The sequence below is a fragment of the Vreelandella sulfidaeris genome, from assembly GCF_042429665.1.
In the GTDB taxonomy this organism is placed as follows: domain Bacteria; phylum Pseudomonadota; class Gammaproteobacteria; order Pseudomonadales; family Halomonadaceae; genus Vreelandella.
Genome location: NZ_JBHMAC010000013.1, coordinates 485,519 through 510,651, shown reverse-complemented (window position 1 = coordinate 510,651; position 25,133 = coordinate 485,519). Strand labels below are relative to the sequence as shown.

Below are 25,133 nucleotides of genomic sequence, written 5' to 3'. Positions count from 1 at the left end.
CGGGCCAGCACTTGCTTCAACGTGTTCACACATCAGGCGTTTCCAGTTCCAGGAAGCGCCTGACCCGTTCGGTTTTAGGGTTTTCAAAGAACTCACTGGGGTGAGATTTTTCGATAATGATACCTTTGTCGAGAAAAACCACCTGATCGGAAACGGCCCGAGCGAATTCCATTTCATGGGTTACCAGCACCATGGTGTAGCCTTCTTTCGAGAGGTCTTTAATAACCCCCAGCACTTCTCCCACTAGCTCAGGGTCTAACGCAGACGTAGGCTCATCAAAGAGCATCACCTTGGGCTGCATGGCCAGTGCCCGGGCAATTGCGACCCGCTGCTTCTGCCCGCCTGAAAGCGTGTAAGGGTAGTGCTCGCGTTTGTCGGCCATGCCGACTTTTTCCAGCAGCGCCATCGCCCGCTCTTCGGCCTCGGCTTTACTTAGCCCCTGCACATGGATAGGCGCTTCGGTAACATTGCGAAGGACGCTCAGGTGGGGCCATAGATTAAACCCCTGGAACACCATACCTAGCCGTGCACGCATGCCTGCTAGCTCGCGGCGTGTCATGGATTTTCCGTTATCACTTAAGCCGATCCGGTCCCCGTCGATACGAATATCGCCATGGTCGGGCTCCTCAAGCCAGTTAATGCAGCGCAACAGGGTGGACTTACCTGAGCCTGATGAGCCCAGAATACTAACGACCTCCCCTGTTTGTACTTCCAGCGAGACATCGCGGAGCACCTCGGTGCCATCAAAACTTTTCGAGAGTTTACGAATACTGACAGCAGCAGTCTCATGCATTTTCAAATCCTCGCTTGGCGCCAAAAAGACCGATCGCTTTAATAAACAGCTCTAAGCCAATACTGATCAGCCAATAGAAGCCGATCACTACGATGAACGCCTCCATGGGAATGAAATAAGTGCTCGACAGGCTGCTTGCCGCGGCGGTGAGTTCACGCACGGTGATAATCACCAGGAAAGCCGTGTCTTTGAGCAAGATAATGAGTTGATTACCCAATAAGCCACGGGTTTTTAAAATCAGCTGAGGCAAAATAATGCGTAAAAACATGGAAGGCTGCGAAAACCCTTGAGCAATAGCCGCCTCTACTTGCCCTTGAGCAAACGTGGCCCGGCAGCCGCGCAGTATTTCTGCAAAATAAGCGCCGTGATACGCCACTAAGGCAATAATCCCAGCCGTCCAGGCGCTCATGCGAATCCCTGCGCTCGGTAAGCCGTAGTAGAGCAGGTAGGCCAGAATTAAAAATGGCAGCATTCTCATGGCATCGATGAAGATACGCAGCGGAATCTTTAACCTGGGGCGGGAGCCTTCGAGCAAAAACACAATGCCGCTCCCCACTAGAAATGCCAGTAACGCCGATACCCCGAACAGTTTTAAGGTGTTGTAGAACCCGCTCAAAAAAACCTCATGCGAGGACCAGAGAATATCCCAATTGCTCATAAAGGCTCCTTAAATAGCTAAGCGACTGGCTTTGCGCTCAGCCAAACGTTGAAGCCATATCAGCAGACTGATGATCAACATATATAGGGCTGCCGCTGCTAGAATGGGCGGTAGGGGATCGTAGGTAACCGCTGAGATGCGGTTGGTCACCCGCGTCAAATCGACTACACCGATGACGGCAATGGCAGGACTACCTTTAATCAGAAACGACATTTCGTTTACCAGACCTGGCAGGCTGGTAATGGTGATTTGCGGCAGCATAATGCGGCGGAAGTAGACCCACGGCGTCATGCCAATCGCCAACGCAGCTTCGCGCTGCTCCTTGGAGAAATTGTTAAACGCAGAGCGCCAGATTTCAGCATTAAAGGCAGTGGTATTAAGCGTTAGCGCAATAATGCCAGCCACATTTCGGTTGAGATTAATCCCCATGGTGGGTGCGGTTAGAAATATAAACAGCACTAACGTCACCAGCGGCGTGGCGCGTGCCAGGCTAATATAAATACCCAGCAACTGGTGCAGGACGGGGATTTTTGCCACCCGGAGCAATGCAATCAGCAGCCCCATTACCACACCAATGGCAATGGAGATCCCGGATATCCAAAGCGTTGTCCAGGCGCCCTGGATGAGAAGTCCCCATGCGCTACTATCCATGCTTACTTCCCCCTGATTCGCTCGATAGAATAACCGCTGCCCAGGTTGCGCACCTGGGCCTATGGCGAACGTGTGGCTTACATACCGGCCATGTCGTGAAACTCTTCCACCGAGGTGATCGAGGTTACCGGCAACTCATCGAATGATTCACCAAACCACTTTTCTTGCAGCTCAGCCAGTCGACCGTTGTCACGCAAGTGACTCATAAAATCGGTGATATAGGTCAGCAGTTCAGGGCTGTCTTTAGGCATTGGCCAGGCCACGTAGCCTGGGCCAGACACAGCTTGGCCTGCTTCAAATACATCGGAACGCTCACGAATTAAATCGTTGACCGGTACAATGGAGTTAATAACGTAATCCACGCGCCCATTCGCCAGATCAGCATAGATTTCGGGGTAGGCTTCATACTGCTGCACGTCACCTAGCTCGCCACCGCTTTCTGCCAACATGGCTTCCAGCTCAGGCAGTCGGGATAGCAAAGCGCTGCCCGCCTGCACGCCTAGTGTCATTCCACTTAAATCTTCAACACTGTTGATGCGATCATCGCCTGCCCGCTTGATATAAAAGTGTTGAGCGGAGGCGAAGGGTGGCGCGTAGTTAAATACTCTCAGGCGTTCATCTGTCACAGAAGCACCGGTTAGAGCCATGTCGTACTGACCCGATGAGACCGAAGCCAAAAGCCCTGTCCACGGCAAAATATCCTGACGGATTTCGAAGTCAGCGTACTCTTCCAGCTCAATCATGATGTCTTTGATAAAACCATCGGGGTCACTGCCACTCATAAAGTTAAATGGGGCGTAATTATCTTCAGTTGCCACACTCATATAACCCCGGCTCTGTATTTCAGATAGATCTGCGGCGTAGGTAGTCAATGACATACTTAGAGTAAGTGCGCCCACGCTCAAGGCGGAGGCTAAAGACGCTATTTTTTTCATCGTTTACTGCTCCTAGAGTGAACAAAACATCACCTGCCGCTATGCATCTACTTAGTATCAGTAAATGTTTCGGCAATAGATTGAAGGTGACTTCACCCTAGTTTTTTTATCATCTCAGCGATTAGAGCCAGTTAGTGCAAATTAAAAGGACAGTTAACAATAGATAAACTGGCACGAAAGATGCTTTGCATAGGTTGAATGGAAAGTATCCAACCGCAGCCAGACGAGCGGGACTTGCCTAAAGAGGAGAGTATGTGACTACGCTTTGTCTAGAGGTCGACCCTAACGCCGCCACCTGTCTGCAAGAACAACTTCGCGAAACGCTATTAGAAGCGATTCGGCTAGGAAGCCTTCCCAGCGAGGATGCACTTCCCTCCTGTCGTAAACTTTCCCAACAGCTGGGTATTTCACGTAACACGGTAGCGATTGTTTACGAAACCCTGGTCGAAGACGGCTATTTAATTAGTCGCCCTCGAAGCGGCTACTACCTACATCCTGATTATAACGAACCAAGCGCTGGCTGTTCTGACCCTTTAAGCCGCTTAAAAGATCACGATAACGACTTAATTTCTGCACCAAACTGGCACAGCCGCATAGCTCAGCGCCCTACTAACTACCAAGGAATTCTTAAGCCGGGTAACTGGTCTGAGTATGACTACCCGTTTATTTATGGGCAGTTGGATACTCGGCTGTTCCCGTTAGCTCAATGGCGAGATGTTTCTCGACGTTTATTAGGTTCACAGCGAGATAAACCATGGCTGCGTGACCGTATTGATCAAGACGATCCGCTGTTGATTGAACAATTGCGTAAACGTATTTTGCCGCGTCGAGGCATTTTCGCTCGATCAGAGGAAATTCTGATCACCATGGGAACTCAAAATGCGCTGTATTTGATAGCGCAACTCCTCTGCCATCGTGGCACCCGCGTGGCGCTGGAGTCACCCGGCTACCGTGAAGCAATGAACGTGTTTGCCCATTGTGGAGCGAGCATGCAGTTTCAGCCGCTGGATACAGGCGGCATGTGCCTGGAAAGTTCTCAGCAGTGTGACTATCTGTATGTCATGCCCAGCCATCAAGTACCCACTGGGGTCACCATGAGTCGCCAACGACGAGAGGCGCTATTGGCACAACTCACTCAGCGCGATCAAATTGTCATCGAGGATGATTATGATGCTGAGATCCATGGCGACCAGTTCGCCCTGCCTGCCCTCAAAGCAAGTGCGCAGAGCTCGCGCATTATCTATATGGGAAGCTTGTCTAAAGCGCTCTCACCGGGACTACGTATGGGTTATGTAGTGGCTGATGCCGACCTAATTGATGAGCTGCGCGCACTGCGTCGAATGATGTATCGCCATCCACCAGCAGCCTTGCAGCACCAGTTGGCGCAGTTTATTTCTCAAGGCTATTACGAGCGATACCTCAAGCTTCACGTAGAGGAAATCGATCGACGGCGCGATGCCATGCGGCTCGCCATCGACCAAGCGCTACCAGGCTGCATTAGCCATAGTAGCGTTCGCTCTAGTGCTTTCTGGATGGAGTCAGATGCCAGCATCGATACTCAACGCCTTGCTTGGCATGCTGCTCAGCGCGGAGTACTGATTGAACCGGGCTTCCAGCACTTTTTCGATGCTGCCCCACCGCGCCGCTTTTTTAGACTTGGCTTTGGCGCCATCGAACAAGCGCGTATCGGCCCAGGCATTCATCGCCTGGGCCAAGCTTACGAGAGTGCCTTGGGCACATAACATGCCTGATAAGCATTATACGGCGTACGCTGTTAGCACCTGCTCCAGAATGGCCAGCCCTTCTTCTACCTCTTCTTCTGTCACAATACTCGGGGGTACGACATGGATGCGGTTTTCAACAGTAAATACCAGTAATCCATGCTCCATCAGCTGTTGCTTGAGTTTCAGCACCTCCGCTCCTGGCAGCGGAGTTTTACGCACGGGGTCACTGACTAACTCCAAGGCGTGAAACACACCGACGCCACGCCAGTCGCCGACAATAGCGTGGCGTTCGGCAAGCCTCTTAAGACCTTCCGTCAATGGCCCATTACCGACCTTATCGGCATTCTCTACAATCCCCTCTTCTTCCATGGCATCCAGGGTGGCAACAATCGCCGCCATCGCGAGGGGATGGCCGGAGTACGTTAGACCACCAACAAAAAAGTGGTCGTCGAAATACGCCGAAATGGGTGCCGAAATAATCACACCTCCGGCCGGGACATAACCTGAATTGACCCCTTTGGCGAATACGATGAGATCCGGCACCATGTCGTAATGCTCAAACGCAAACCAACGCCCGGTGCGTCCAAAGCCCGCCATCACTTCGTCAAGAATTAGCACAATGCCGAACTCATCCGCCAGCTTTCTGACCCCCTGTAGGTACGCCTTGGGAGGCAGTAAAACGCCCGCGGTGCCCGGTATGGTTTCCAGTAAAATAGCCGCGATCGCGTTAGTACCTTCACATTCAATTACCCTGCGCAGGTGCTGTAGGGCGCGCTCACACTCCTCCTCTTCATCACGCGCCCAAAACTCACTACGATAAAGATAGGGATTGAAGAAATGCACATGTCCACTGGCATACTCGTTGGGTACACGCCGCCAATCACCTGTAGCTGCAATGGCTGAACCGGTATTGCCGTGATAGGAACGGTAAGCGGAAAGTATCTTGGTTCTTCCGGTGTAGAGGCGCGCCATGCGAATGGCGTTCTCATTGGCATCGGCACCCGCATTAGTAAAAAACACTTTCTTAAAGCCCGCCGGTGCTTTGGCAATAATTCGCTTGGCCGCCTCACCTCGGGCCAAGTTGGCATGAGCGGGAGCAATGGTACATAGGGTAGCTGCCTGGGCTTGAATGGCGCTCACTACCTTAGGATGCTGATGACCAATATTGGTATTGACTAGCTGGCTACTAAAATCCAAATATGAATGGCCTGCATAATCCCATACCCGGCAGCCTTCGGCACCCGCGATCACCATGGGGTCTAAACTGCCCTGCTGAGCCCAGGAGTGAAATACATACTGGCGATCAAGGCCGTGTACATAGCGGTCATCCACTTCATTACTAGTGGAATATGCAGTGGCTACATTGGCATTCATGACAAGCACCTTGTTTAATACAGGAAGAAACATAGTGCATGCTAGACTAATGACATCAGACGGCGAGGCTATAGTGCCAGTCGTTACGTGCCGGAGGGACAGATGTTATCGGCCAGTAGTCAATGTCACACAGGTGAATGCTAACTGGCTCTAAAGTGATGGTCAGCGTTACTTTACAGTGACCTCAGAATGCCCACCTTCGCCTCTAACTACTTTTAATAACGTGGAGATATTGCAATGCCTAGCGTACTTATCACCGGTGCTACTTCAGGATTTGGTAAAGCAGCCGCCCAGCGCTTTGCCAGCGCAGGCTGGTCGTTGATACTCACTGGTCGACGCCAGGAACGCTTAGAGGCACTGGAAAAAGAGCTGAGCCAGCAAGTGCCTGTGCTAACGCTTGCATTGGATGTTCGCGACAGTGAGGCGGTGACAGAGGCTATTGGCAACTTACCGGAAAGCTTCCTGCCGCTGACCTGTCTGATCAATAATGCAGGATTAGCGTTGGCGCCGGAGCCAGCGCAAAAAGTGGCACTGCAAGATTGGCACACCATGATCGACACCAATATCACCGGGTTGGTCAACGTGACCCACGCGGCTATGCCGTTGTTGCTTAAAACCGGCAAAGGCGCCAGCATTCTCAATCTTGGCTCCGTAGCGGGTCAGTGGCCGTATCCGGGCGGGCACGTCTATGGTGCGTCTAAAGCCTTTGTGCAACAGTTCAGCTATAACCTGCGCTGCGATTTATTAGGCACTGGGGTACGGGTAACGGATCTGGCGCCGGGTATGGCCGAAACCGAGTTTACACTGGTAAGAACGAAAGGCGACCAGGCGGCGTCTGACGCCCTCTATCGCGGCACGACGCCTCTCCAAGCGGAAGATATTGCCGAGCAGCTTTACTACTTGGCAACGCTACCTGCTCATATCAATATCAATCGATTGGAAATTATGTCGGTTAGACAAGCGTGGTCACCATTTGCGATTGATCGCGATTAAGACGATGTCTCGTTAACGACTATGCTTGTTTAGCTGATCGTAGGAGGCCTCCCGTTGAGACACGATCACGCCCTTTTTCCTTTGCTTGATAAAGGGCGTTATCCGCGCGTTTCATAACGCTTTTCCCCGACTCTTTAGCGTGTACTTCCACCACTCCAAAGCTTGCCGTCACGCACCCTTCAATGGGAAATACAGCATGCTTAATCGCGTTACGGATTTTGTCCGCTAAGCGAACCGCCTGGTCCAGCGTGGTTTCAGGCGCTAATAACATGAACTCTTCGCCACCCCAGCGTGCGCAGCTATCCGCTTTACGTAAATTACTCTTGAGTAAGTGGGCAAGTTTTACCAGCACTTGGTCACCCACATCGTGACCATAGCTATCGTTAATATTTTTAAAATAATCCAGATCCAGCATAATCAACGACAGCGGTCGGGCATAGCGCTCATGTCGATTGAGTTCGCTTTTTAGCAAGGCGTCAAAGTGAGAACGGTTGACTAGCCCCGTTAGCATATCGGTCGTTGCCAAGCGTTCGAGCTGTGCCTCTTTCTCCATCTTTTCGGTCACGTCTAGCTGGGTCAACACTAACGTGATGGCATTGTCTTGACACGCGCCCATTGCGGTAATGCGCCATTCAATATGCCGATGCGAGCCGTCATTGCGGCGTGAGACTTCAAGCCCACTAATACCTTCAAAAGCGCTATTGGGGCTATGCCTTAGCGGATTCAGCGCCTCGTGTAACTGAGCAAAAATCTGCTGATTGGCAGCTTCTTGTTCAACGACAATCGGTGTAGCCCCCAACCACTCATCGCGGCTACCACCCCATAAACGCTGATAGTCACTATTCACATCCACGATGCGGATGTCGGACGAACCTTCCGAAATGCTGAGAATTGCCACCGCATGGCCAGGCTGCTCACCCTGAGCTTCCGACCCTGGTCGCACATAGTGCTGATACATTCTATTTACTCATCCCTGTAAAATAGTCATAGGAGCATATGGCTAGACGTAATAAACCATGGCGTTAAAAAGCAACACCATTAGCAATCAAACCAGAAATTCCCGTTTATCCAATCGGAATTTTACTCAGAGCCAATGCCAAACTTACCTTAACACTATCATTGTTTACAATTCTTTAACATAAAGTAGGCTATGTCGTTTAAAAAAACAAATGACAACTACTAAATACGACTGATACACGACGGGCAGAAGTCATCTATTGAGGAAGAGTGTTAATAGGTTCGCGTTGTACCGCACGAGGATAGCGATACCTCTTGGTTTTATGACAAGACTTATCCCTCCCGAAAGGCGTCTACCACCTGCTCGGCCAATACCTCGCTGGCGTCGCCGCTGCCCGCACGCTTCACCAGTGTCACTTGGTAATCCCCTAATGGGGGCAAAGATTCATTATTGAGACGTTTGAGCGGAGGACGTATCAGGCTCTTGGGGAAGGCCGTCACCGCTAAATCGGCCAGCATGGCGGCCTCCTGCCCGGCACAGTGGTCGCAGGAGTAAGCGATTCGATAAGCAATCCCCGCTTGATCAAGGGCATTGAGAGTAATTCGACGCCACGCGCATCCCTGTTGAGCCAGGGTTACCGGCAGTGGCGTTCTCTGTACGGCAACCCCATCCTCTCGACCCGCCCACACCAGCGGTTCGCTGTGGACAATCTCTCCTCGCGCCGCCTGACCAGGCCCTCCAGCCATCACCAGGGCTAGGTCAAGCTCGCCCTCATCCAACCTGGCAAGCAGGTCTTTGCTGCGCCCTACCTCGACATCGACCTGCACCGCTGGGTGCGAGCGGGCAAACTGGGCGAGTACCGTCGGTAGGATACGCCCGACCACATCATCCGTTATCCCCAGCCCCACGCGCCCTTCTATGGTAGGCGCTAAAAACTGGGTGACGGCTTCCGCATTGAGCTTAAGCAGTCGCCGTCCATAGCCCAGCAACACCTCACCCTCGGCAGTCAGGCGTACGTGCCGCGCCTCACGCACAAACAGCGTCTGGCCAAGGATCTCTTCCAGACGTTTGATCTGCATACTCAGCGCGGAAGGGGTACGAAACAGCTGCTGGGCGGCGCGGGTGAAGCTGCCGCTCTCGGCAATGGTCACAAAGGTGCGCAACACCTCGCTATCCAGTAGCGGTAAGGCAGCCCGGCTGGGAGCTATGGTCGATAATTGATTCATCACGACAACCCTTCAGAAAAACTTAACACTCAGTGTAGATCTTTTTGTTTGATTGATCCAAAGCAAAGCGCCAAGCTGATAACCAGAGGTCGCGACCCTCCTACTTACTAATCACAGACCACAGCTGTCCAGTTAGCGCCCTGGCGCCATTGACTGCATCGCTGTTGTGACAATGGAGGTGCGTGATGAAATATGAAGAAATTATCCACCATGCCCATACCGCCTGGGAAAAAGCGAGCCAATTAGCTCCGCCACCCAAACCGCCACAATTGCATTTTTACTTGCCTGCCATGCCATCAATGCGGCTAATTCACGCGCTCGATATGGGCTGGTGGCATTACCGTCGGCGTAGGCTTTTCCGTCGTCATATCCTGCCGCTACTAGCCTATGACGACCAACTTCTGCGAGATATTGGCCATTGCTGCGACGATATTCGCTGGGCCAGTCAACTCCCTCTAAAAGTCGATGCCATTCAGGCTTTAAAAGAACGGAGCAATAATTTGCGATGAACTTAACCTATATATATTTATCAATCACACTTTCCTTGCTAGCTTTAAATAATCGCATGGAGCTGCGACCGCTATTGTTCACTAATCAGCATGGAGCAAAACATGGTTATTAAAAACGCTAATGAGCTTTTCGTTCGACTTCTTTCTGAAACAAATAGTGCAGAAAAGCAAATAATACGCGCGCTCCCAAAGATGGCGCGCGAAGCGGATGATTCTAAACTGGCTGACGCTTTCAAGCATCACCTTGATGAAACCCAAGGACAGGTAGAAAGACTTGAGAAAGTAGCAGATAGTGTGCCGGATATCCGTATCAAGCGGCTAAAATGCTACGCGATGGAGAGCCTTATAGAGGAAGCTCAGGAGTTGATTGATGCTACCGAAAAAGGTGCTGTGCGCGATGCAGGCCTGATTGGGGCTGCCCAAAAAGTGGAGCATTATGAAATCGCCACTTACGGTACGTTATGTTCGCTCGCAGAACAGTTAGGGTACACCGAAGCGAAAAATATTTTGGCCGAGACTCTCAAGGAAGAAAAATCTACCGATGACAAGCTAAATACGTTAGCCAAACAAAACGTCAACAAGAAGGCTGGTTAAACTGCACTGAAGAATCAAGCTTAAATACCAGCCACATTAAGGGAGGGCTTAGTCAACTAGCCCTCCCTTATTAATTAAAAACTTATTCATCTAACTTATAGACTTAACTTGCTAGCATTTTCAATGCTAGCTTTAAATAATCGCAGATAGGCAAGGCGTTATCGTTGCCCTCCTCTTTTTTCTGTCATTTATTTTACTCCCCCCTTATCGGTTCGCCGCCACACTACAGCTAATAATAGTAGTCACCCGTGCCATACCCGACCGCGAACAGTAACAGTGCCGCTTGTATGAATCCATCATCGACTGGGCAGTTATTTGAACGCTGAGCATTAATGTGGCCGGGGGCGTCCCTTTTCACTGCCTTCATCCTATTGAGGAATGCTTGCAACTCTGTTAGATTAACGCTAATAGTTATCATTAACATAGGAGTTATTCTCTCATGCAGTCACCCGCTAAGGGCATTGCCCAGGGAGATAAACCAGACTCAGCGCCCCAGGAAGTGGATAGCAGGGAGTTACTTGGCACCACAGGCCAACTGATTATTCATCATGAACAGCGCCGATATGTGTTACGTCGCACCAAAAGCGGCAAGTTAATTTTAAACGCCTAACGTTTTAAAAATATAAGACCGCTACTTCTCTTAACGGTTTATAAAGCAAAGCCAGCCAGGTAGCTCATCGCGCCAAGCCAGCGTCATATTCCACTTACCCTTGTTGGAACTCACTGGCTTATGAAACACACACGCACTGTTGGCAGCCTTTTTCTAACGCTGCTCCCACTACTTGCTGCCCAAGCAGATGACGCTGAACTTAACCCGGTGACAGTCACCGGCACCCGAGCGCCTACGGACCTTTCTCGTGCGCCATTGATTATCGACATTATTGATCGCGACGATGCGGTACTGGCTACTGCTAGCCGGGTGGAAGACGTGCTTAGCCGCCAGCCCGGCCTACACGTCGCGGGACAAGGGCGTCGTAATGGCCAAGCGTTAAGTATGCGAGGGTTTGGCAGTAAAGGGGTGTTGGTGCGTTTGGATGGCGTTCGCCAGGATATCTCCACGGGCCATATTGGCAATTTCTTCCTCGACCCGGCACTCATTCAAGAAGTCCAGATAGCGCGAGGTGCACTCTCAAGCCTGTATGGAAGCAACGCCATGGGCGGAGTGGTCAGTTTTACCAGTGTGGATGCCGATGACCTGCTTGCCCCTGGCGAAGATAGCGGCGTGCGCCTTTCCATCGGCGGCGCAACTGCCAACGATGAGCTGCGGGGCAGCCTTACCGCCTTTGGCCGCCGCGACACCACCAACGGCGAAGTAGACGGCCTATTCTCAGTGGGCCGCAGTGAATCTGGCGATATCCGCCGCGCCGGAGGCAATGAAGCGGAAGAGGATGCTGCCCTTAATAGCCTGCTGCTAAAAGGTGGCTGGGAGCCAAGCGACAAGCAACGGGTATTTATGAGCTGGCAGCATTACGACGAACGCGCCACCCAGCCCGCCAATCCGCAGCAATTGACCACAGATGCCAGCAACTCGCTGCGCAATCGTGATGTTGAAAGCAATAACGTTCAGCTCGGCCACCGCTGGCAGCCCAGCAGGGCAACCGACATCACGTCACGGCTTACCTTTAGCCAGCAGGAGATCGACGAGTCACAGGCCAATCGCACACTGGAGCGGATCGGGCTTCAGAGTGACGGTTACCACAGCATGGATTATGGCTGGCTCTCGCAAACACTGGTGTTCGGTGCCGAACTGGAGCAGGCACGCCAACGGCCAGATGGCGACGCGAATGGCTTCCCCAAGGCCGATATCGACACCCAGGCGGCCTATCTCGACACCACGCTTACCGCTGGTCGCTATTTAGCCAATGGCGGTGCCGGGCAGTTTGATGTTGGCTTGGGAGCCCGCTACGACCGCTACGACGCCAACGGCCAAAACGAGGCCGATAGCGTCCACGACCAGATATCGCCGCGTTTTCGTCTCGCCTGGCGGCCCGATGACGCTTGGATGCTATTTTCCGGCTACGCTGAAGCCTTCCGCGCCCCCAGCCTGTCCGAGCTTTACGCCAACGAGCGCCACTTCGCCGGCTTCTGTGCAGGGCCTTTCTTCTGTACACCGGATAACTATTGGATTCCCAACCCCAACCTCTCGCCTGAATCCAGCCACACCTGGGAAAGCGGTGTTGTGTGGCATCAGAACGATTGGCAGTTGCGCGCAAGCTACTTCGATACCCGCGCGGATGACTTTATTGATACACAAGTCGACATTATGGCAGGCACCACCCAAGCAGTGAATGTACAGCGTGCTCAGCTTTGGGGCTATGACGCCAGGGTTACCTGGCAACCCACCACCTTCCCATTCCTGACAAGCTTTGCAGGCCTCTCGGAAGTTACCGGTAAAGATCGCGACTCTGGCGAACCGCTGGGTAGCCAGACGCCATTGGAAGCGACCCTGGGCAGTGAATTAACGCTCAATAACGGCAATGTCCGCGTGGGGTGGCAAGGCCGCTTTGCCCGCTCTTTCGATAAACAGGGCGATGATGAACAACTACCCGGCTATGGCCTTCACGACATTCACTTAGCCTGGCGCCTCACACCAGCTATCGATACCTCACTGCGCCTCGCCAATCTTGGCGACAAGGAGTCGTACCGCCCCGATGGTAGCCTGGGCGATGGGCGCAGCCTACTCGCCACTCTTAACTGGCAGTGGTAAATCCAAACAGCAATAACGTTAAGCAGTTAAACCGAGAGGTGCGTCATGATTCCATCCCAGCAGATCGCCATTATTGAAGCTTTTGAGGCGGCGCGCACCGCCCAACCGCGTCTCCCCGCAGTTGAGATTGCTGAGCGATTATCTATTAGTGAGGGTGAGCTTCAGGCCGCCCGCTTAGGGCACGATGTATGGACGTTGCCGCTCTCGCCCAGCGAGATCGCCGCGTACCTGCCGCAGTTGGGACGGGTTAAAGCATTGACCCGCTCGCGACTGGCTGTACTAGAACAAACCGGCGATTACCCTGAACTCCGCGGCGGGGCACAAACAGGTTTGTTGCTCGATCCCGGTGGCCTGGATCTACGGCTACTCTACACACACTGGCACTGGGCCTGTTTGATTCGTGATCCTATGCCTTCCAGCAATGACACAAAGACGACTTGGCGCTGGAGCCTGCAGGTATTCAATCAGCATGGCTGTGCCGTGCATAAATGCTTCGCTATGGAGAACCCGCTGCCGCGTCCCTGGGGGACCTTAGCAGCCTTGGGGACCCGGGACACGCCGGCATTTACCCAGAGCATGCCCCGCCTCAAGCGTCCGCTGCCTGAAGCGCCGACCCTCGCTAGCGAATGGGGTGAGATGCGTGATGTACACCAATTTTTTGCGCTGCTCCAGCGCCATCACCTCGAGCGCATTGAGGCCAACCAGTTAATGGAGGGTCGCTTTACCCATGCGCTGCCTTCCCACTCACTGGAAACGGTGCTTCAGCAGGCCAACCAACGCGCGCTGCCATTGATGCTGTTTGTCGCCAGCCCCGGCTGTGTACAGATACGCACCGGCACACTGCCCGCGCCTCAACGCGCACATGGTTGGCTGAATGTGTTTGGCGAGCAGTTCACGCTGCACCTTGACGACACCGCGATCGATCAAGTGTGGCAAGTCAGCAAACCCAACCGCGACGGTGGCGTGACCAGCATTGAAGCCTTCGATGCCAATGGCTCGCTAGTGCTGCAACTTTATGCCGAGCGTCAGGAAGGCCGCGCGGAGCGCCGGGAATGGCGGCAATTGCTGGATGAACTCGGTCGTCAAGAGGCCGTGGCATGAGCTCACCATGCTTGATAAGCCGCTTACTCACAGTACTGTTGATTGGGTGGCTGAGCACCGGGGCCGCCTTGGCCAGCGAGCGCTGGGTGGTGCTGGGTGGCGATATTGCCGAAACCCTGGCCGCTCTGGATGCCGATATCAACGTTATCGCTCGGGATGACACGGTAATGCATCCGCCCGCCATGGCAGAGCTGCCCTCGGTCGGTTACCTGCGCCAGCTCGCCGCCGAAAGCCTCCTATCGGTTAAACCTGACCATGTATTAGCCGCTGGGCACGCAGGCCCAGAGGAAGTGCTGGAGCAGCTAGCAGCCGTCGGTGTCAGGGTAGAAACCATCAACGCCCAGCCCACCCTCAACGCCATTGCCGATAAAGTCCGCGCCGTCGGCCAACTAGTCGATCGCAGCCAGGAAGCAGAGGCCTTGGCAGGTGACTTGAGCGAGAAACTTGATCAGCTAGCCAACCTGCCCGCCCTCCCCCCGACTCGCGCCATGTTTATCATGCAGCATAGCGGCTTGACACCTCGGGCGGCGGGCACCAACACGGCAGCGCATAGCGCACTCGAAGCGGTGGGTCTGACAAATGCCTTTGCCGAAATGCAGGGCTACCACAGCGTCGGTGCCGAAGCCTTGGCTAGGCAAGCGCCGGACATGGTGATTGTCTCTCAGCGCGGCTTGGCGGCAATGGGCGGAGAAGCCGCGTTATGGCAGTTACATGGAATGACGTTAACGCCCGCAGGCCGGGAGCAACAGTTGATTGTCATTGATGAACAAGCCCTGCTCGGCTTTGGCCCGCGCACTCCCGATCAGCTATTCACCTTGCGTCAGGACGTTGAAACGCTATTGGGGGCATCGGCGCGCGTTCAGACCAGTATTCACACCAGTACTCATACCAGTACTAGGCAAACAACAACCGCCCAGCGACGCCCATGATAGCCATCCTTAACAGTTATCTTTTTCTGCTGCGGCTGCCGGTTAGCCGCACGACCCGCGTTCTCGTCGGCTTAACGGCTGCGTTGTTGTTAGCCCTGGGGTGGGCGGCAACCTCTGGGGCGCTGGGCATCACCCCATGGGGAGCGCTCCGTGGCCAAGCCGACCCGCTCAGTGTTCAGGTGTGGTGGCAACTACGTCTCCCCCGCTTGCTCCTTGGCGTGGCGGTGGGGGCGATGCTTGCCGGTAGTGGAGCCGCCATGCAGGGGCTATTTCGTAACCCGCTGGCAGACCCGACCCTACTCGGCCTTGCCAGTGGTGCGGGACTGTTTGTGGCGCTGTGGATTGTCCTCCTTCAAGGCCACGGTGCAGGTAGCCTGTACGGACAGTTTGCGGCCGGTTTTCTCGGTGCTCTCTGCGTTTGTTTAATAGTGTTTGGCTTAGCCAAACGCCAAGGTGGCAGCAGTGCCGCAGTGATGACATTGCTGCTGGCAGGCTTAGCCATCAATACCCTGGCTGGCGCTGGCGGCGGTGTCTTAGCCTTTATCGCCAGCGATGAGCAACTGCGTCAGCTTAGTTTATGGGGCATGGGCACGCTGACAAATGCCCTGTGGCGCACCACAGCGCTTGCCTTGGTACTCATTACCGTTGCTCTGTGGCTATTAATGCGCAGCGCTTACGAGCTCGACCTGCTCCAGCTAGGCGAAGCGACCGCTCACGCGGCGGGCCTGGATGCGAGCCGTCTAAAACGTCGAGTGGTGGTCGCGACCTCATTGGGAGTCGGGATCTGTGTGGCACTGACAGGGGTAATTGGTTTTTTGGGCCTTCTGGTGCCCCATTGCCTGCGGCTTTGGCTAGGGCCCGGCCACCGACTGCTGCTGCCCGCCTCAATGATCGGAGGCGCACTGCTGCTCGTGGTGGCCGATACCTTGGCCCGCACCGTCGCTGCCCCAGCAGAATTCCCCGTCGGGCTACTTACCAGTCTGCTGGGCGGCCCCTACTTTCTGTACCTACTGATACGCAGGAACCGAGCATGCTAACGCTCCATCAGGCTGGTTTAACCACCCTACCTGCTATCGCTTCATTGGATGGCACGATCCGCCCCGGCGAGCTGCTTGCCATTGCCGGCCCTAACGGCGCGGGCAAGAGCACACTACTCAGCCTACTGTCGGGGTTTCGCCCATGCGAGCGAGGCGAACTACATCTGGATGGCAAACCCTTGCACGAATGGCCCATCGTCGAACTTGCCAGCCGCCGGGCACTAGTCGCCCAGCAAGACACTGTCGGGTTCGATTGGCAGGTGGAGGAGCTGCTGAGTCTAGGCAGTAATCCGGCCAAATCACTGGTCGCTGAGTTACTGGACGACTTGGATCTAGCCCATCTAGCCAGGCGCAGCGTGCTCTCGCTTTCCGGGGGTGAACGTCAGCGAGTGATGATCGCCCGAGGCGCCTGCCAGCTTCTTTCAAGGCGTTCTCCCACCACCAAGGATGGCGGTATTTTATTGCTGGACGAGCCGACTAGCGCTTTGGATATCGGTCAGCAGCAGCGTCTGATGCGCCAACTGCGTCATTGGGCGTCAAGACACCTGATGGCGATTGTCTGTGTCCTTCACGACCTTAATTTAGCGGGCACGTTCGCGGACCGCGTATGGCTGCTTCATCAAGGGCAACGTATTAGTCATGGGCTACCCCATCAAGTACTCACTCCCACGACCATCTCAGCCATTTACGCGGCCGAGCTTCAGCCTTTAAAAAACACCGTCAACGGTCAGCCCCTGCTCGCGCTAGCACCTTAAAACAGAGTGCCTCTTGTATCGAAAACTAGCCTACGACGTGGCAAAGCCATAACATAAGTCCATACTTATCCATCAGTAATGAATCATTCAGGCATCACTGTATGCCAATTTGGGAGTAAGGATGAGACTGATCAGCCTCATGTGGGTCGTGCTGGCAGGGATAAGTTTTAGTATCGGCGTACTGGGTATTTTTCTCCCCCTACTGCCCACCACCGTGTTTATGCTAATGGCTGTTTACTGCGCCTCAAGGGGCTCCCCGCGTTTTGAAGCCTGGATCCGCTCACGCCATTATGTCGGCCCATTGCTGGTGACCTGGGAACAAGAGCGCGCCATCCCCCGGCGCGCCAAGCTAGCAGCGGTGAGCTTGATAGCCTTGAGTGCGATCATCAGCGCCTGGTCACTCGGCCCTGGCTGGATACGCTGGGGGGTGGTCGCATTACTATTTATAATCGCTCTTTGGTTGGTCACCCGGCCAGAGCCCTCTTCTTCACCTTGATACTGTTTAGGAAGCATCACTCTAAAATTCAACTAGAGAACAACTAAACCACTACTTTGTGAGTAGAGACCACTTCACGCAGCCCCATGAATGAGCGGATCTGACGCACACCGGGTAGATAAAGGAGCTGTTCGGCATGTAGCTTGTTGAAGCTCTGGCTATCCCGTGTGCGCACTAGCATGAAGTAATCAAACTCTCCTGTGACCACATGACACTCCATGCAGCCTGATACTTTCTGAGCCGCTGCTTCAAAGGCGGCAAAGGATTCAGGCGTCGAGCGATCCAGCACCACCCCGATCAACACCACCATACCCGCTTGAAGCTGTTCAGGATCCAAATGGGCCACAATCCGACTGATCACGCCGTCTTGTTTGAGCCTTTCCACTCGTCGTAAACAGGCCGCAGGGCTTAAATTGACCCGCTCGGCCAACGCCACATTGGAAAGCGTAGCGTCATCCTGCAGCAGTTTAAGAATTCGCTTGTCGATACGATCGAGCTCACCTACTGGTTGCTCGGCAGTTGGGCGCGTAAGCGATCGCTTTGCACACACAAATAGTGTCCTTATTGGCTATTTAACAAAATTAAACTCTATATTAATTAATCTACCTATTTTTTTATTGCTTATAAAGCAATTACTTTGCAACACATTTAATAGCATCTCCGCTTACTATAAAACGATGCTTTATATAAAAATTAGCGAGCACGCCTACGGTTCACACCAAGCTTTCAAACAACACCTCGCCTCGCGACTTTTAAATCGCACTCAAACATTGCCAAGCAGGAGCTCGTTATGAACTTAAAACGCTTTCCACGTTACCCCCTCACCTTTGGCCCCTCCCCCATTACTCCCCTCAAGCGGCTAAGTGAGCATTTAGGCGGTGAAGTGGAGCTCTACGCTAAGCGCGAAGACTGCAACAGCGGCCTGGCCTTTGGGGGCAATAAGACCCGCAAGTTGGAGTACTTGATTCCAGAAGCGCTAGAAAAAGGCTGCGATACGCTGGTATCCATTGGCGGTATTCAATCCAACCAGACCCGCCAGGTGGCCGCAGTTGCCGCCCACTTGGGCATGGAGTGTGTACTGGTACAGGAAAATTGGGTCAATTACGCCGATGCAGTATATGACCGCGTGGGCAATATCGAGATGTCGCGCATTATGGGCGCCGATGTGCGACTAGACGATGCGGGATTTGATATTGGCATTCGCCCAAGTTGGGAACAGGCAATGGAGGATGTTCGCCAGCGAGGTGGCAACCCCTTCCCGATCCCCGCAGGCTGTTCCGAGCATCCTTATGGCGGCCTAGGCTTTGTAGGCTTTGCCGAAGAAGTGCGCCAGCAGGAAAAAGAGCTGGGCTTTAGCTTCGATTACATCGTGGTGTGTTCGGTTACTGGCAGTACCCAGGCGGGGATGGTGGTAGGTTTTGCCGCGGATGGCCGCGCCCAGCGAGTGATTGGTATTGATGCATCCGCAAAGCCTGAACAAACCCGCGAACAGATTCTACGTATTGCGCGCAATACGGCTGAACTGGTGGAGCTTGAAGGTGGCATTGCTGACGACGATGTGGTGCTGGATACCCGCTACGGCGGCCCAGAGTATGGTCTGCCCAACGAGGGAACGCTGGACGCTATCCGTCTGTGTGCTCGCCTGGAAGGCGTACTCACCGACCCGGTTTATGAGGGCAAATCGATGCACGGCATGATCGATATGGTGCGCAACGGGGAATTCCCGGCAGGCTCCAAAGTGCTTTACGCGCATCTGGGCGGTGTGCCTGCACTCAATGCCTATAGCTTCCTGTTTCGTAATGGCTAAACGCTAGATTTTATTCTTCTGCTCGCCTGGTCTGGTGTCTTCATCACCAGGCGAGCGATTAACATTCATTATAAAATAGCTGTACAAATGTAGAACAGAATTTAGACTCGGTGTATCAATGTCTCACTTATGAGGATACGCCATGTCTTCATCGCTTCCCGCCCATATTACGCTCGATGAGATTAAGCAACTGTCAGTTCCCCTGCCTGAGATAGAGCTACACGGCCTCGATATGGGATGGTATATCGTGCGGCTGCACTGCAGCGATTCAACGCGTTTATGGGTAGATGAGCAAGGTGAAGCCAAGCGTTTCAGCGGTACGCAATGGGTCAGTCGTACCCTGGCACCGCTGGGGTTTACGCATGGTACTGTGACATGGGGCGAGGTCACTGATGAGATGATCGGTAACGACACACCACCTGTTTCCAATCAGCAACGAATGAAGCACGGTGTTCGCGTTGCGTTTGTTACCCAACCCTAAACGGGCCACGCCAACAGCGATCATCTTGCTTACCACCACACCTGCATGGCTTTCCAGCCAGCGTGTCGATAAGATTCATCGTGAGCCATCAAGCGCTTTCAAGTAGTTGTATCAAACATTAATGTCTCAAAGGATGGACTCTATGCGCGATGACGAAAAATATACCAACACCGAGGAGCAGCTGCTGTATCTTCAAAAGCTGCTGGATGACGAAGATACCGACGCGTTAAAAGAGCTCTTCAGTGAACTCGATATCTTGGCAATTGCTCGCACGCTTGAGTCTTTTCCTGCTAAAACACGCGACCTGCTGTGGACCTACATTCCCGACGATGCCATCGGTGAAGTACTCGCTGAAGTCGATGAAGAGATCCGCGCAGACTATATCGAAGATCTGTCCGCAAGCGATGTAGAACAGATCGTAAAGGGTCTGGATGCGCAGGAAGTCGCTGAAGTATTAGATGTTGCTGACGAGGCCATCAAAACCAGCGTTTATGCCAGCCTGGATCAGGAAATTCGCGCTCAGGTTGAAAATCTTCACGCCTATGAAGAGGATGTGGTGGGTCGTTACATGGACCCCGAGACGGTTAATGTTAAACAAGGCGTTTCTTTAGAAGCGGTACAGCGCTATATCCGCATCCATCACCTGCTCGACGATGAGTCGCAGCAAATCATGATTACCGATAAGGACAAGCGGTTACTCGGCACATTGACACTCATTGATTTAATCAAGCAGCCACAGGATGCCGTGGTTGATGATTACATGGATGATTTTTTTACACTCAATGATCAGATGAAAGTCAGTGATGCCGCCGCCCTGCTGCGCTCGAAGGAACTTCACTTTGTGCCAGTGTGTGACAGCGACGGCTTACTGGTTGGGCAACTAAACGCCGCGGATGTCTTGGAAATCACCCAGGACGATGCCGACATGACCCTGAAACACATGTCAGGCGTGAGCGATGAAGAAGAAGTATTCACCCCTATTGCGCGCAGCGCTAAAAGCCGCGGCATTTGGCTGGGAATCAACTTATTGACTGCATTTCTTGCCGCTTTCGTCATTGGGCAATTTGAAGTGGTACTAGACCAGATTGTGGCATTAGCCATCTTAATGCCGGTAGTGGCAAGCATGGGCGGGATTGCGGGAAGCCAAACGCTCACCGTAGTCATACGCGGTTTAGCGCTAGGCCAACTCGCCGGTAACAATAAGCGCTGGCTATATAATAAAGAAATGTGGGTGGGCATGAGTAATGGTTTGGTGTGGGCGCTGGTGGTCGGCGCTATCTCTTACCTGTGGTTTAGCGACCCGTTGATTACGCTAGTGATAACACTCGCCATCTTTATTAACATGAGCCTCGCTAATCTTTCAGGCGTACTGATTCCCTTGGTACTGAAACGGCTTCAGATTGACCCTGCCCTGTCGGGAGCGGTGATTCTCACCACCGTCACCGACGTGGTCGGCTTTCTATCGTTCCTGGGCCTCGCCACGCTGATTATTTTGTGATGACGGCTTAAAAGGTAGTTGGGACAATACTCCTTTTGCCTGCTAACATTTATCTCGCACTAACCGCCAGCGTTGCGTCAAACCCCGTCTTATGCGGGGTTTTTCACGTTAAGCTTTTACTTTTCTGGCTGACAAGGACATTCCATGCTACCCGATTATTCCGTCATCGCCTGGCTGTTGATCGTATTTTCCGTTTATCTGACTGGGGTTTCAAAAGGCGGCTTTGCCGGTGGCTTCGGTACGCTTTCCGTACCGCTGATGGCGCTAGTGATTAGCCCTGCCCAAGCGGCTGGCCTGCTGCTACCGCTACTGCTGGTGATGGATGTGTTCGCAGTCAAAGCATGGTGGGGTAAGCACGATATGGCCGAAGTATGGCGCTTTGTACCGGGTTTATTCATTGGTGTTGCCATCGGCACGCTACTGTTTGACAGCATGAGTGAGCAGGGATTACGCATAGTACTCGGCATTATCACCTTATTGTTCGCCACGTATATGCTGCTCAAGCCCGTCGCCAAGAAGCCCATTTCCACCCGCTGGGCGCTGCCGGCAGCGAGTGTCTGCGGGTTTACCAGTTTCATGGCCCATGCAGGCGCGCCACCACTGAATGTTTATCTTTTGCCGCGCAAACTACCTAAAGAGACCTTTATCGCTACCTGCGCGGTGTCGTTTGCAGTGGTCAATGTCATCAAACTAGGCCCGTATATGTGGCTGGGCGAAGTAAATGTGACCAGCGCCTGGGCGTCGCTGTTGCTGGTACCCATCGCCTGGATCGGCGTTCGCAATGGGCTCTGGCTACAAAGCCGCGTCAACGAAATATTGTTTTACCGCTTGGTGATTTTGGCGATGTTTTTAGTCGGCTTTAACTTGATTTGGCAAGCGCTTGGCTAACGTGAAGAAAAGATGCTTGCTACCGCGTCACCCTCAACATCGGCCAGCACAATAAGCGACCCAAGGTGTTAGCGGTGACAACCGGCTCTTTTAGCCATAGCACGACCACCCGTTCGCCAATCCAAGCGCCGCCAGCCCTCAACGCTAGCCACCTCCGCCAATACTGGGTCGGGGTTAACCACCACGGGGCAGTCGACATATTGCAGTAAGGGTAGGTCATTACGGGAGTCAGAGTAGAACGTGGTGTAGCTCGGAGTAACGTGGCGTTCAGCCAGCCACTGCTTCAAACGCTGCACCTTCCCGCCACGATACGAGAAAATACCTTCACTCCCCCCGGTATAGCGTGCGTCTTCATTAATGCCGTCGTCTACACTCAACTCTACCGCCAACACATGTTCAATACCCAGGACAGTCGCAATCGGCTGGACTAAATGATGCGAGGAGGAGGAAATCAGCACCAGCGTATCGCCTGCCTGTCGATGCTCTTCCAGGCAGGCCCATGCCTGTTCAAAAATACGCGGCTGCAGGTGCGTCGCCACAAAACGCTCAACCTCTTTTTGCACATCAGCGACACGGCGCCCGCGCAGCGGTGCCAGCGTCATAGCGAGATACTCTTCAAGCTTTAACTTGCCAGCATGATAGGCCTGCTGCATCTGCTCCGCCCGCGCCATAAAAAGCGCAGCATCGCTGACCCAGCCTTGTTCAATCATCCATAAATTCCAGCGGTCGCTGCAGTCTCCATCCAGAAGAGTATCGTCAAGATCAAACAGGGCCAGACGCATGGTGGCACTCCTTTCATCGCGGGTTGGCGGCGCGTAGGGTATGCCACGGGTGATGACAAGACGATGACGCTGTTAGTGCGTTGCTTTTTTCTCCTCGCGATCAAAGTCAATAAAGGTCGGTTGAAAGAGGCTTAGGTGTCCGCTAGTGCTGCCTAAAAGCACGCGATCACCGGGTCATGGCCTCAGGTAAATAGAGCGCGATGCCGGGGAATAGATGCATTAATGCGATCGCCAGTAGCATTAATAAAAAGAAGGGCAGTGTGGCTTTGGTGATGGTCAGAATATCTTTACCGGTTAACCCCTGGATCACGAACAGGTTGAACCCCACCGGCGGCGTAATTTGCGACATTTCGACGACAACGACCAGATAAATACCAAACCAGATAAGGTCAAATCCTGCCGCACTGATCACTGGCATAATAATAGAGGTCACCAGCAAAATCAGTGAGATACCATCGAGAAAGCACCCCATCACCAGTAACAGTAACGTGAGTGCAATCAGCAACATGGTGGGTGAAAGCCCCATCTCACCAATCGCCTGAGCCAGCTTCATGGGCACTTGGGTAAAGCCCATCGCCGACGTCAAAAATGAGGCGCCCGCAATAATGAAGGCAATCATGCACGCCGTCCTGACCGCAGCAAACAACGAGCTTTTAAAGATATGAGTGTCAAAATGACCGTTAAAGCGTGCAATCACTATTGATAGCACCACACCCACCGCGGCCGCCTCCGTAGGTGACGCCAAGCCACCGTAAATGGAAAAAATAATTCCCCCAATCAACAGCAGAATCGGCAGCAGTGACCAGGTATTACGCAGTTTTTCAGCAAAGCTCATGTCCGATTCATCTTCGCCGTTCAGCCCTTCGCGTTTGCCTTTGAGCAGCGACCACAAAATAAGGTAGGTCATGAACATCGCTAAAATCATCAGGCCTGGACCAATACCGGCCATAAACAGCCGAGAGATTGATTGCTCGGTCACCACGCCATAAACGATCAGCACAATAGAGGGAGGAATCAATAGCCCTAATGTGGAAGCACTTGCCAGGGTACCAATCGCCATATTGCTATCATAGCCGCGTCGTTCAAGCTCCGGCAGCGTCATCTTCCCAACCGTGGCACAGGTAGCTGCCGATGAACCGCACACCGCGGCAAACATGCCGCTGCCAATAATATTGGTATGCAGCAGTCGCCCTGGCAGACGGTTTAGCCACGGCGAAAGGCCACGAAACATATTGTCGGCAAGCCCAGAGCGAAACAAAATCTCGCCCATCCAGATAAACATAGGCAGCGCGGTAAGATCCCAGCCGTAGCTTGCTCCCCAAAAATCCGAAGCCAGAATAGAGCCAGGTGAAAACGAGCTGAAGAACTCAAGTGCTACCCAGGCCGTGCCGATCAGTGCGAAGGCAATCCATACCCCGCCCCCCAGCAGCACTCCAAGGGTAAATATAGTGGCAAGACTTAGTAGCAGCACGAGGATCTCTCCCGTCTAGAAATCAGCAACAGTGGTAACGAGGGCATGGCTGGCAACGCGATCAATGACAACGACCCAGTGAGTAAAGCGATAGCGAACAGAGACATCGTTATCGGCACCATCTAATACTCCTCGCTGTCATCAGGAGCGGTGGCTTCACGAAAACTAGACGGGTCGCGGATGGCAATGCGAAGCGCCATGAACAGTGCTTCCGCCAGTGCCAAACAGAGCAGGCCTACACTGCTCGCCAGCACAAGCTGGGGGATCCAAAGCGGAATCGACACAAATCCTGACGACACATCGTTGTATTGCAGGCTTTCTCTAGCCAACCCTACCAGTCCGTAACTCAATAATAGACTGATCGTCAGCGCGATCAGCAGCGCCACTACCTCAAACCACACACGGATGGCCGCTGGCAGGCGGGTAATCAACAGCGTGACTCGGATATGGGCGTGATGAACAAAGGTATATGCCAGCCCCAGAAAGGTGGCACCGACCAGTAGATACGACGCGATTTCCGATACCCCGGTAATACTTATGCCCAGTCGGCTCATGCCCACCAGTACCAGCAGCGCATCGACCAGGCGGAACGTCACTTGCAATGCAATCAGGGCACAAATCGCGATCATGCACGCCGCCGCACCCCACGCACCCAAACGATAAAGCTTATCGAATTTAAACGTCATGTTCGCAGCCTCATTATATGCATGGGAAACACACGGGCAGTGCCTTGGGCACTGCCCCTGCAATCGTTATTACCATAGGG

Annotated in this window: 25 protein-coding genes and 1 pseudogene; 15 read left to right on the top strand and 11 right to left on the bottom strand. The window is 53.3% G+C overall.

From position 1 onward, the window contains the following. Nucleotides 1-25: 25 nt before the first annotated feature. The 4 genes from ACFFLD_RS16945 to ACFFLD_RS16930 form a co-directional block, all read right to left on the bottom strand. Nucleotides 26-793: an amino acid ABC transporter ATP-binding protein gene (locus tag ACFFLD_RS16945; RefSeq protein ID WP_386042486.1), complete on the bottom strand. Its 768-nt coding sequence runs from the start codon at nucleotides 791-793 to the stop codon at nucleotides 26-28. Continuing rightward, nucleotides 786-1,451 carry an amino acid ABC transporter permease gene (locus tag ACFFLD_RS16940; RefSeq protein WP_386042484.1) on the bottom strand — a complete coding sequence of 222 codons (666 nt, stop codon included), beginning with the start codon at nucleotides 1,449-1,451 and terminating at the stop codon, nucleotides 786-788. Before ACFFLD_RS16940 ends, ACFFLD_RS16945 begins: the two co-directional genes overlap by 8 nt. Before the next feature lie 9 nt (nucleotides 1,452-1,460). Further along, nucleotides 1,461-2,102, bottom strand: coding sequence for an amino acid ABC transporter permease (locus ACFFLD_RS16935; protein ID WP_386042482.1), 642 nt, complete (start codon nucleotides 2,100-2,102; stop codon nucleotides 1,461-1,463). Between the two features lie 77 nt (nucleotides 2,103-2,179). Then, a complete protein-coding gene (locus ACFFLD_RS16930) occupies nucleotides 2,180-3,037 on the bottom strand; it encodes a transporter substrate-binding domain-containing protein (RefSeq protein ID WP_386042480.1) in 858 nt (285 codons plus the stop codon). Nucleotides 3,038-3,291: 254 nt separating this feature from the next. Here ACFFLD_RS16930 and pdxR point away from each other — a divergent pair, with 254 nt between their 5' ends. Continuing rightward, nucleotides 3,292-4,779, top strand: a complete 1,488-nt coding sequence (gene pdxR / locus ACFFLD_RS16925; protein WP_386042478.1) for a MocR-like pyridoxine biosynthesis transcription factor PdxR — start codon at nucleotides 3,292-3,294, stop codon at nucleotides 4,777-4,779. Between the two features lie 15 nt (nucleotides 4,780-4,794). Here the strand turns inward: pdxR and ACFFLD_RS16920 are convergent, their stop codons facing one another. Next, on the bottom strand, nucleotides 4,795-6,135 hold the full coding sequence (locus tag ACFFLD_RS16920) for an aspartate aminotransferase family protein (RefSeq protein ID WP_386042476.1): 1,341 nt from the start codon (nucleotides 6,133-6,135) through the stop codon (nucleotides 4,795-4,797). A 237-nt stretch (nucleotides 6,136-6,372) separates the two neighbouring features. Between ACFFLD_RS16920 and ACFFLD_RS16915 the strand changes: the two genes are divergently transcribed. Beyond that, a complete protein-coding gene (locus ACFFLD_RS16915) occupies nucleotides 6,373-7,128 on the top strand; it encodes an SDR family NAD(P)-dependent oxidoreductase (RefSeq protein WP_386042474.1) in 756 nt (251 codons plus the stop codon). Nucleotides 7,129-7,147: 19 nt separating this feature from the next. Here the strand turns inward: ACFFLD_RS16915 and ACFFLD_RS16910 are convergent, their stop codons facing one another. Together ACFFLD_RS16910 and ACFFLD_RS16905 are read right to left on the bottom strand one after the other, a co-directional pair. Then, nucleotides 7,148-8,086 carry a GGDEF domain-containing protein gene (locus tag ACFFLD_RS16910; RefSeq protein ID WP_386042472.1) on the bottom strand — a complete coding sequence of 313 codons (939 nt, stop codon included), beginning with the start codon at nucleotides 8,084-8,086 and terminating at the stop codon, nucleotides 7,148-7,150. Between the two features lie 332 nt (nucleotides 8,087-8,418). After that, nucleotides 8,419-9,312: a LysR substrate-binding domain-containing protein gene (locus ACFFLD_RS16905; protein ID WP_386042470.1), complete on the bottom strand. Its 894-nt coding sequence runs from the start codon at nucleotides 9,310-9,312 to the stop codon at nucleotides 8,419-8,421. A 185-nt stretch (nucleotides 9,313-9,497) separates the two neighbouring features. Between ACFFLD_RS16905 and ACFFLD_RS16900 the strand changes: the two genes are divergently transcribed. The 9 genes and pseudogenes from ACFFLD_RS16900 to ACFFLD_RS16860 all read left to right on the top strand — a co-directional run bounded on the left by ACFFLD_RS16900 (nucleotide 9,498) and on the right by ACFFLD_RS16860 (nucleotide 17,440). After that, nucleotides 9,498-9,821: a hypothetical protein gene (locus tag ACFFLD_RS16900; RefSeq protein WP_386042468.1), complete on the top strand. Its 324-nt coding sequence runs from the start codon at nucleotides 9,498-9,500 to the stop codon at nucleotides 9,819-9,821. 102 nt (nucleotides 9,822-9,923) lie between these two features. After that, nucleotides 9,924-10,415 (top strand): YciE/YciF ferroxidase family protein, encoded by a 492-nt coding sequence (locus ACFFLD_RS16895; protein WP_386042466.1) that lies wholly within the window; start codon nucleotides 9,924-9,926, stop codon nucleotides 10,413-10,415. A gap of 439 nt (nucleotides 10,416-10,854) precedes the next feature. Further along, on the top strand, nucleotides 10,855-11,025 hold the full coding sequence (gene hemP / locus ACFFLD_RS16890; protein WP_386042464.1) for a hemin uptake protein HemP: 171 nt from the start codon (nucleotides 10,855-10,857) through the stop codon (nucleotides 11,023-11,025). 120 nt (nucleotides 11,026-11,145) lie between these two features. Next, a complete protein-coding gene (locus ACFFLD_RS16885) occupies nucleotides 11,146-13,122 on the top strand; it encodes a TonB-dependent receptor domain-containing protein (protein WP_386042462.1) in 1,977 nt (658 codons plus the stop codon). A 45-nt stretch (nucleotides 13,123-13,167) separates the two neighbouring features. Next, nucleotides 13,168-14,223 (top strand): ChuX/HutX family heme-like substrate-binding protein, encoded by a 1,056-nt coding sequence (locus ACFFLD_RS16880; RefSeq protein ID WP_386042460.1) that lies wholly within the window; start codon nucleotides 13,168-13,170, stop codon nucleotides 14,221-14,223. Next, complete coding sequence (locus ACFFLD_RS16875) at nucleotides 14,220-15,152, top strand: heme/hemin ABC transporter substrate-binding protein (protein WP_386042458.1); 933 nt, start codon at nucleotides 14,220-14,222, stop codon at nucleotides 15,150-15,152. The genes ACFFLD_RS16880 and ACFFLD_RS16875 overlap by 4 nt, the downstream gene beginning before the upstream one ends. Next, entirely contained in the window at nucleotides 15,149-16,189 is a 1,041-nt protein-coding gene (locus ACFFLD_RS16870) for a FecCD family ABC transporter permease (protein ID WP_386042456.1), read from the top strand. Before ACFFLD_RS16875 ends, ACFFLD_RS16870 begins: the two co-directional genes overlap by 4 nt. Before the next feature lie 53 nt (nucleotides 16,190-16,242). After that, nucleotides 16,243-16,944: pseudogene (locus ACFFLD_RS16865) on the top strand (ATP-binding cassette domain-containing protein); the annotation flags it as partial. Between the two features lie 121 nt (nucleotides 16,945-17,065). After that, the gene (locus tag ACFFLD_RS16860; protein WP_386042452.1) at nucleotides 17,066-17,440 is read left to right on the top strand and encodes a YbaN family protein; all 375 of its coding nucleotides are present in this window, start codon (nucleotides 17,066-17,068) and stop codon (nucleotides 17,438-17,440) included. Between the two features lie 43 nt (nucleotides 17,441-17,483). On the opposite strand, the gene ACFFLD_RS16855 is transcribed toward ACFFLD_RS16860, so the two are convergent. After that, the gene (locus ACFFLD_RS16855) at nucleotides 17,484-17,990 is read right to left on the bottom strand and encodes an Lrp/AsnC family transcriptional regulator (RefSeq protein WP_386042450.1); all 507 of its coding nucleotides are present in this window, start codon (nucleotides 17,988-17,990) and stop codon (nucleotides 17,484-17,486) included. A 240-nt stretch (nucleotides 17,991-18,230) separates the two neighbouring features. Between ACFFLD_RS16855 and ACFFLD_RS16850 the strand changes: the two genes are divergently transcribed. From ACFFLD_RS16850 to ACFFLD_RS16835, 4 genes are all read left to right on the top strand, one after another. Then, complete coding sequence (locus ACFFLD_RS16850; protein WP_386042448.1) at nucleotides 18,231-19,247, top strand: 1-aminocyclopropane-1-carboxylate deaminase; 1,017 nt, start codon at nucleotides 18,231-18,233, stop codon at nucleotides 19,245-19,247. A gap of 142 nt (nucleotides 19,248-19,389) precedes the next feature. Next, on the top strand, nucleotides 19,390-19,728 hold the full coding sequence (locus ACFFLD_RS16845; protein WP_386042446.1) for a DUF6482 family protein: 339 nt from the start codon (nucleotides 19,390-19,392) through the stop codon (nucleotides 19,726-19,728). 142 nt (nucleotides 19,729-19,870) lie between these two features. Beyond that, nucleotides 19,871-21,226, top strand: coding sequence for a magnesium transporter (mgtE, locus tag ACFFLD_RS16840; protein ID WP_386042444.1), 1,356 nt, complete (start codon nucleotides 19,871-19,873; stop codon nucleotides 21,224-21,226). A 144-nt stretch (nucleotides 21,227-21,370) separates the two neighbouring features. Further along, nucleotides 21,371-22,114 (top strand): sulfite exporter TauE/SafE family protein, encoded by a 744-nt coding sequence (locus tag ACFFLD_RS16835; RefSeq protein WP_386042442.1) that lies wholly within the window; start codon nucleotides 21,371-21,373, stop codon nucleotides 22,112-22,114. Nucleotides 22,115-22,182: 68 nt separating this feature from the next. Here ACFFLD_RS16835 and ACFFLD_RS16830 read toward each other — a convergent pair whose 3' ends face one another. The 3 genes from ACFFLD_RS16830 to ACFFLD_RS16820 all read right to left on the bottom strand — a co-directional run bounded on the left by ACFFLD_RS16830 (nucleotide 22,183) and on the right by ACFFLD_RS16820 (nucleotide 25,053). Then, a complete protein-coding gene (locus ACFFLD_RS16830; RefSeq protein WP_386042440.1) occupies nucleotides 22,183-22,896 on the bottom strand; it encodes an HAD family hydrolase in 714 nt (237 codons plus the stop codon). A 166-nt stretch (nucleotides 22,897-23,062) separates the two neighbouring features. Further along, nucleotides 23,063-24,367: a TRAP transporter large permease gene (locus tag ACFFLD_RS16825; RefSeq protein WP_386042438.1), complete on the bottom strand. Its 1,305-nt coding sequence runs from the start codon at nucleotides 24,365-24,367 to the stop codon at nucleotides 23,063-23,065. 122 nt (nucleotides 24,368-24,489) lie between these two features. Next, nucleotides 24,490-25,053, bottom strand: coding sequence for a TRAP transporter small permease (locus ACFFLD_RS16820; protein ID WP_386042436.1), 564 nt, complete (start codon nucleotides 25,051-25,053; stop codon nucleotides 24,490-24,492). Nucleotides 25,054-25,133 lie beyond the last annotated feature (80 nt).

Coding starts and splice junctions, on each gene's coding strand:
- ACFFLD_RS16945 (WP_386042486.1), bottom strand. CDS start 793: ATGCATGAGACTGCTGCTGTCAGTATTCGTAAACTCTCGAAAAGTTTT.
- ACFFLD_RS16940 (WP_386042484.1), bottom strand. CDS start 1,451: ATGAGCAATTGGGATATTCTCTGGTCCTCGCATGAGGTTTTTTTGAGC.
- ACFFLD_RS16935 (WP_386042482.1), bottom strand. CDS start 2,102: ATGGATAGTAGCGCATGGGGACTTCTCATCCAGGGCGCCTGGACAACG.
- ACFFLD_RS16930 (WP_386042480.1), bottom strand. CDS start 3,037: ATGAAAAAAATAGCGTCTTTAGCCTCCGCCTTGAGCGTGGGCGCACTT.
- ACFFLD_RS16920 (WP_386042476.1), bottom strand. CDS start 6,135: ATGAATGCCAATGTAGCCACTGCATATTCCACTAGTAATGAAGTGGAT.
- ACFFLD_RS16915 (WP_386042474.1), top strand. CDS start 6,373: ATGCCTAGCGTACTTATCACCGGTGCTACTTCAGGATTTGGTAAAGCA.
- ACFFLD_RS16910 (WP_386042472.1), bottom strand. CDS start 8,086: ATGTATCAGCACTATGTGCGACCAGGGTCGGAAGCTCAGGGTGAGCAG.
- ACFFLD_RS16905 (WP_386042470.1), bottom strand. CDS start 9,312: ATGAATCAATTATCGACCATAGCTCCCAGCCGGGCTGCCTTACCGCTA.
- ACFFLD_RS16900 (WP_386042468.1), top strand. CDS start 9,498: ATGAAATATGAAGAAATTATCCACCATGCCCATACCGCCTGGGAAAAA.
- ACFFLD_RS16895 (WP_386042466.1), top strand. CDS start 9,924: ATGGTTATTAAAAACGCTAATGAGCTTTTCGTTCGACTTCTTTCTGAA.
- hemP (WP_386042464.1), top strand. CDS start 10,855: ATGCAGTCACCCGCTAAGGGCATTGCCCAGGGAGATAAACCAGACTCA.
- ACFFLD_RS16885 (WP_386042462.1), top strand. CDS start 11,146: ATGAAACACACACGCACTGTTGGCAGCCTTTTTCTAACGCTGCTCCCA.
- ACFFLD_RS16880 (WP_386042460.1), top strand. CDS start 13,168: ATGATTCCATCCCAGCAGATCGCCATTATTGAAGCTTTTGAGGCGGCG.
- ACFFLD_RS16875 (WP_386042458.1), top strand. CDS start 14,220: ATGAGCTCACCATGCTTGATAAGCCGCTTACTCACAGTACTGTTGATT.
- ACFFLD_RS16870 (WP_386042456.1), top strand. CDS start 15,149: ATGATAGCCATCCTTAACAGTTATCTTTTTCTGCTGCGGCTGCCGGTT.
- ACFFLD_RS16860 (WP_386042452.1), top strand. CDS start 17,066: ATGAGACTGATCAGCCTCATGTGGGTCGTGCTGGCAGGGATAAGTTTT.
- ACFFLD_RS16850 (WP_386042448.1), top strand. CDS start 18,231: ATGAACTTAAAACGCTTTCCACGTTACCCCCTCACCTTTGGCCCCTCC.
- ACFFLD_RS16845 (WP_386042446.1), top strand. CDS start 19,390: ATGTCTTCATCGCTTCCCGCCCATATTACGCTCGATGAGATTAAGCAA.
- mgtE (WP_386042444.1), top strand. CDS start 19,871: ATGCGCGATGACGAAAAATATACCAACACCGAGGAGCAGCTGCTGTAT.
- ACFFLD_RS16835 (WP_386042442.1), top strand. CDS start 21,371: ATGCTACCCGATTATTCCGTCATCGCCTGGCTGTTGATCGTATTTTCC.
- ACFFLD_RS16830 (WP_386042440.1), bottom strand. CDS start 22,896: ATGCGTCTGGCCCTGTTTGATCTTGACGATACTCTTCTGGATGGAGAC.
- ACFFLD_RS16820 (WP_386042436.1), bottom strand. CDS start 25,053: ATGACGTTTAAATTCGATAAGCTTTATCGTTTGGGTGCGTGGGGTGCG.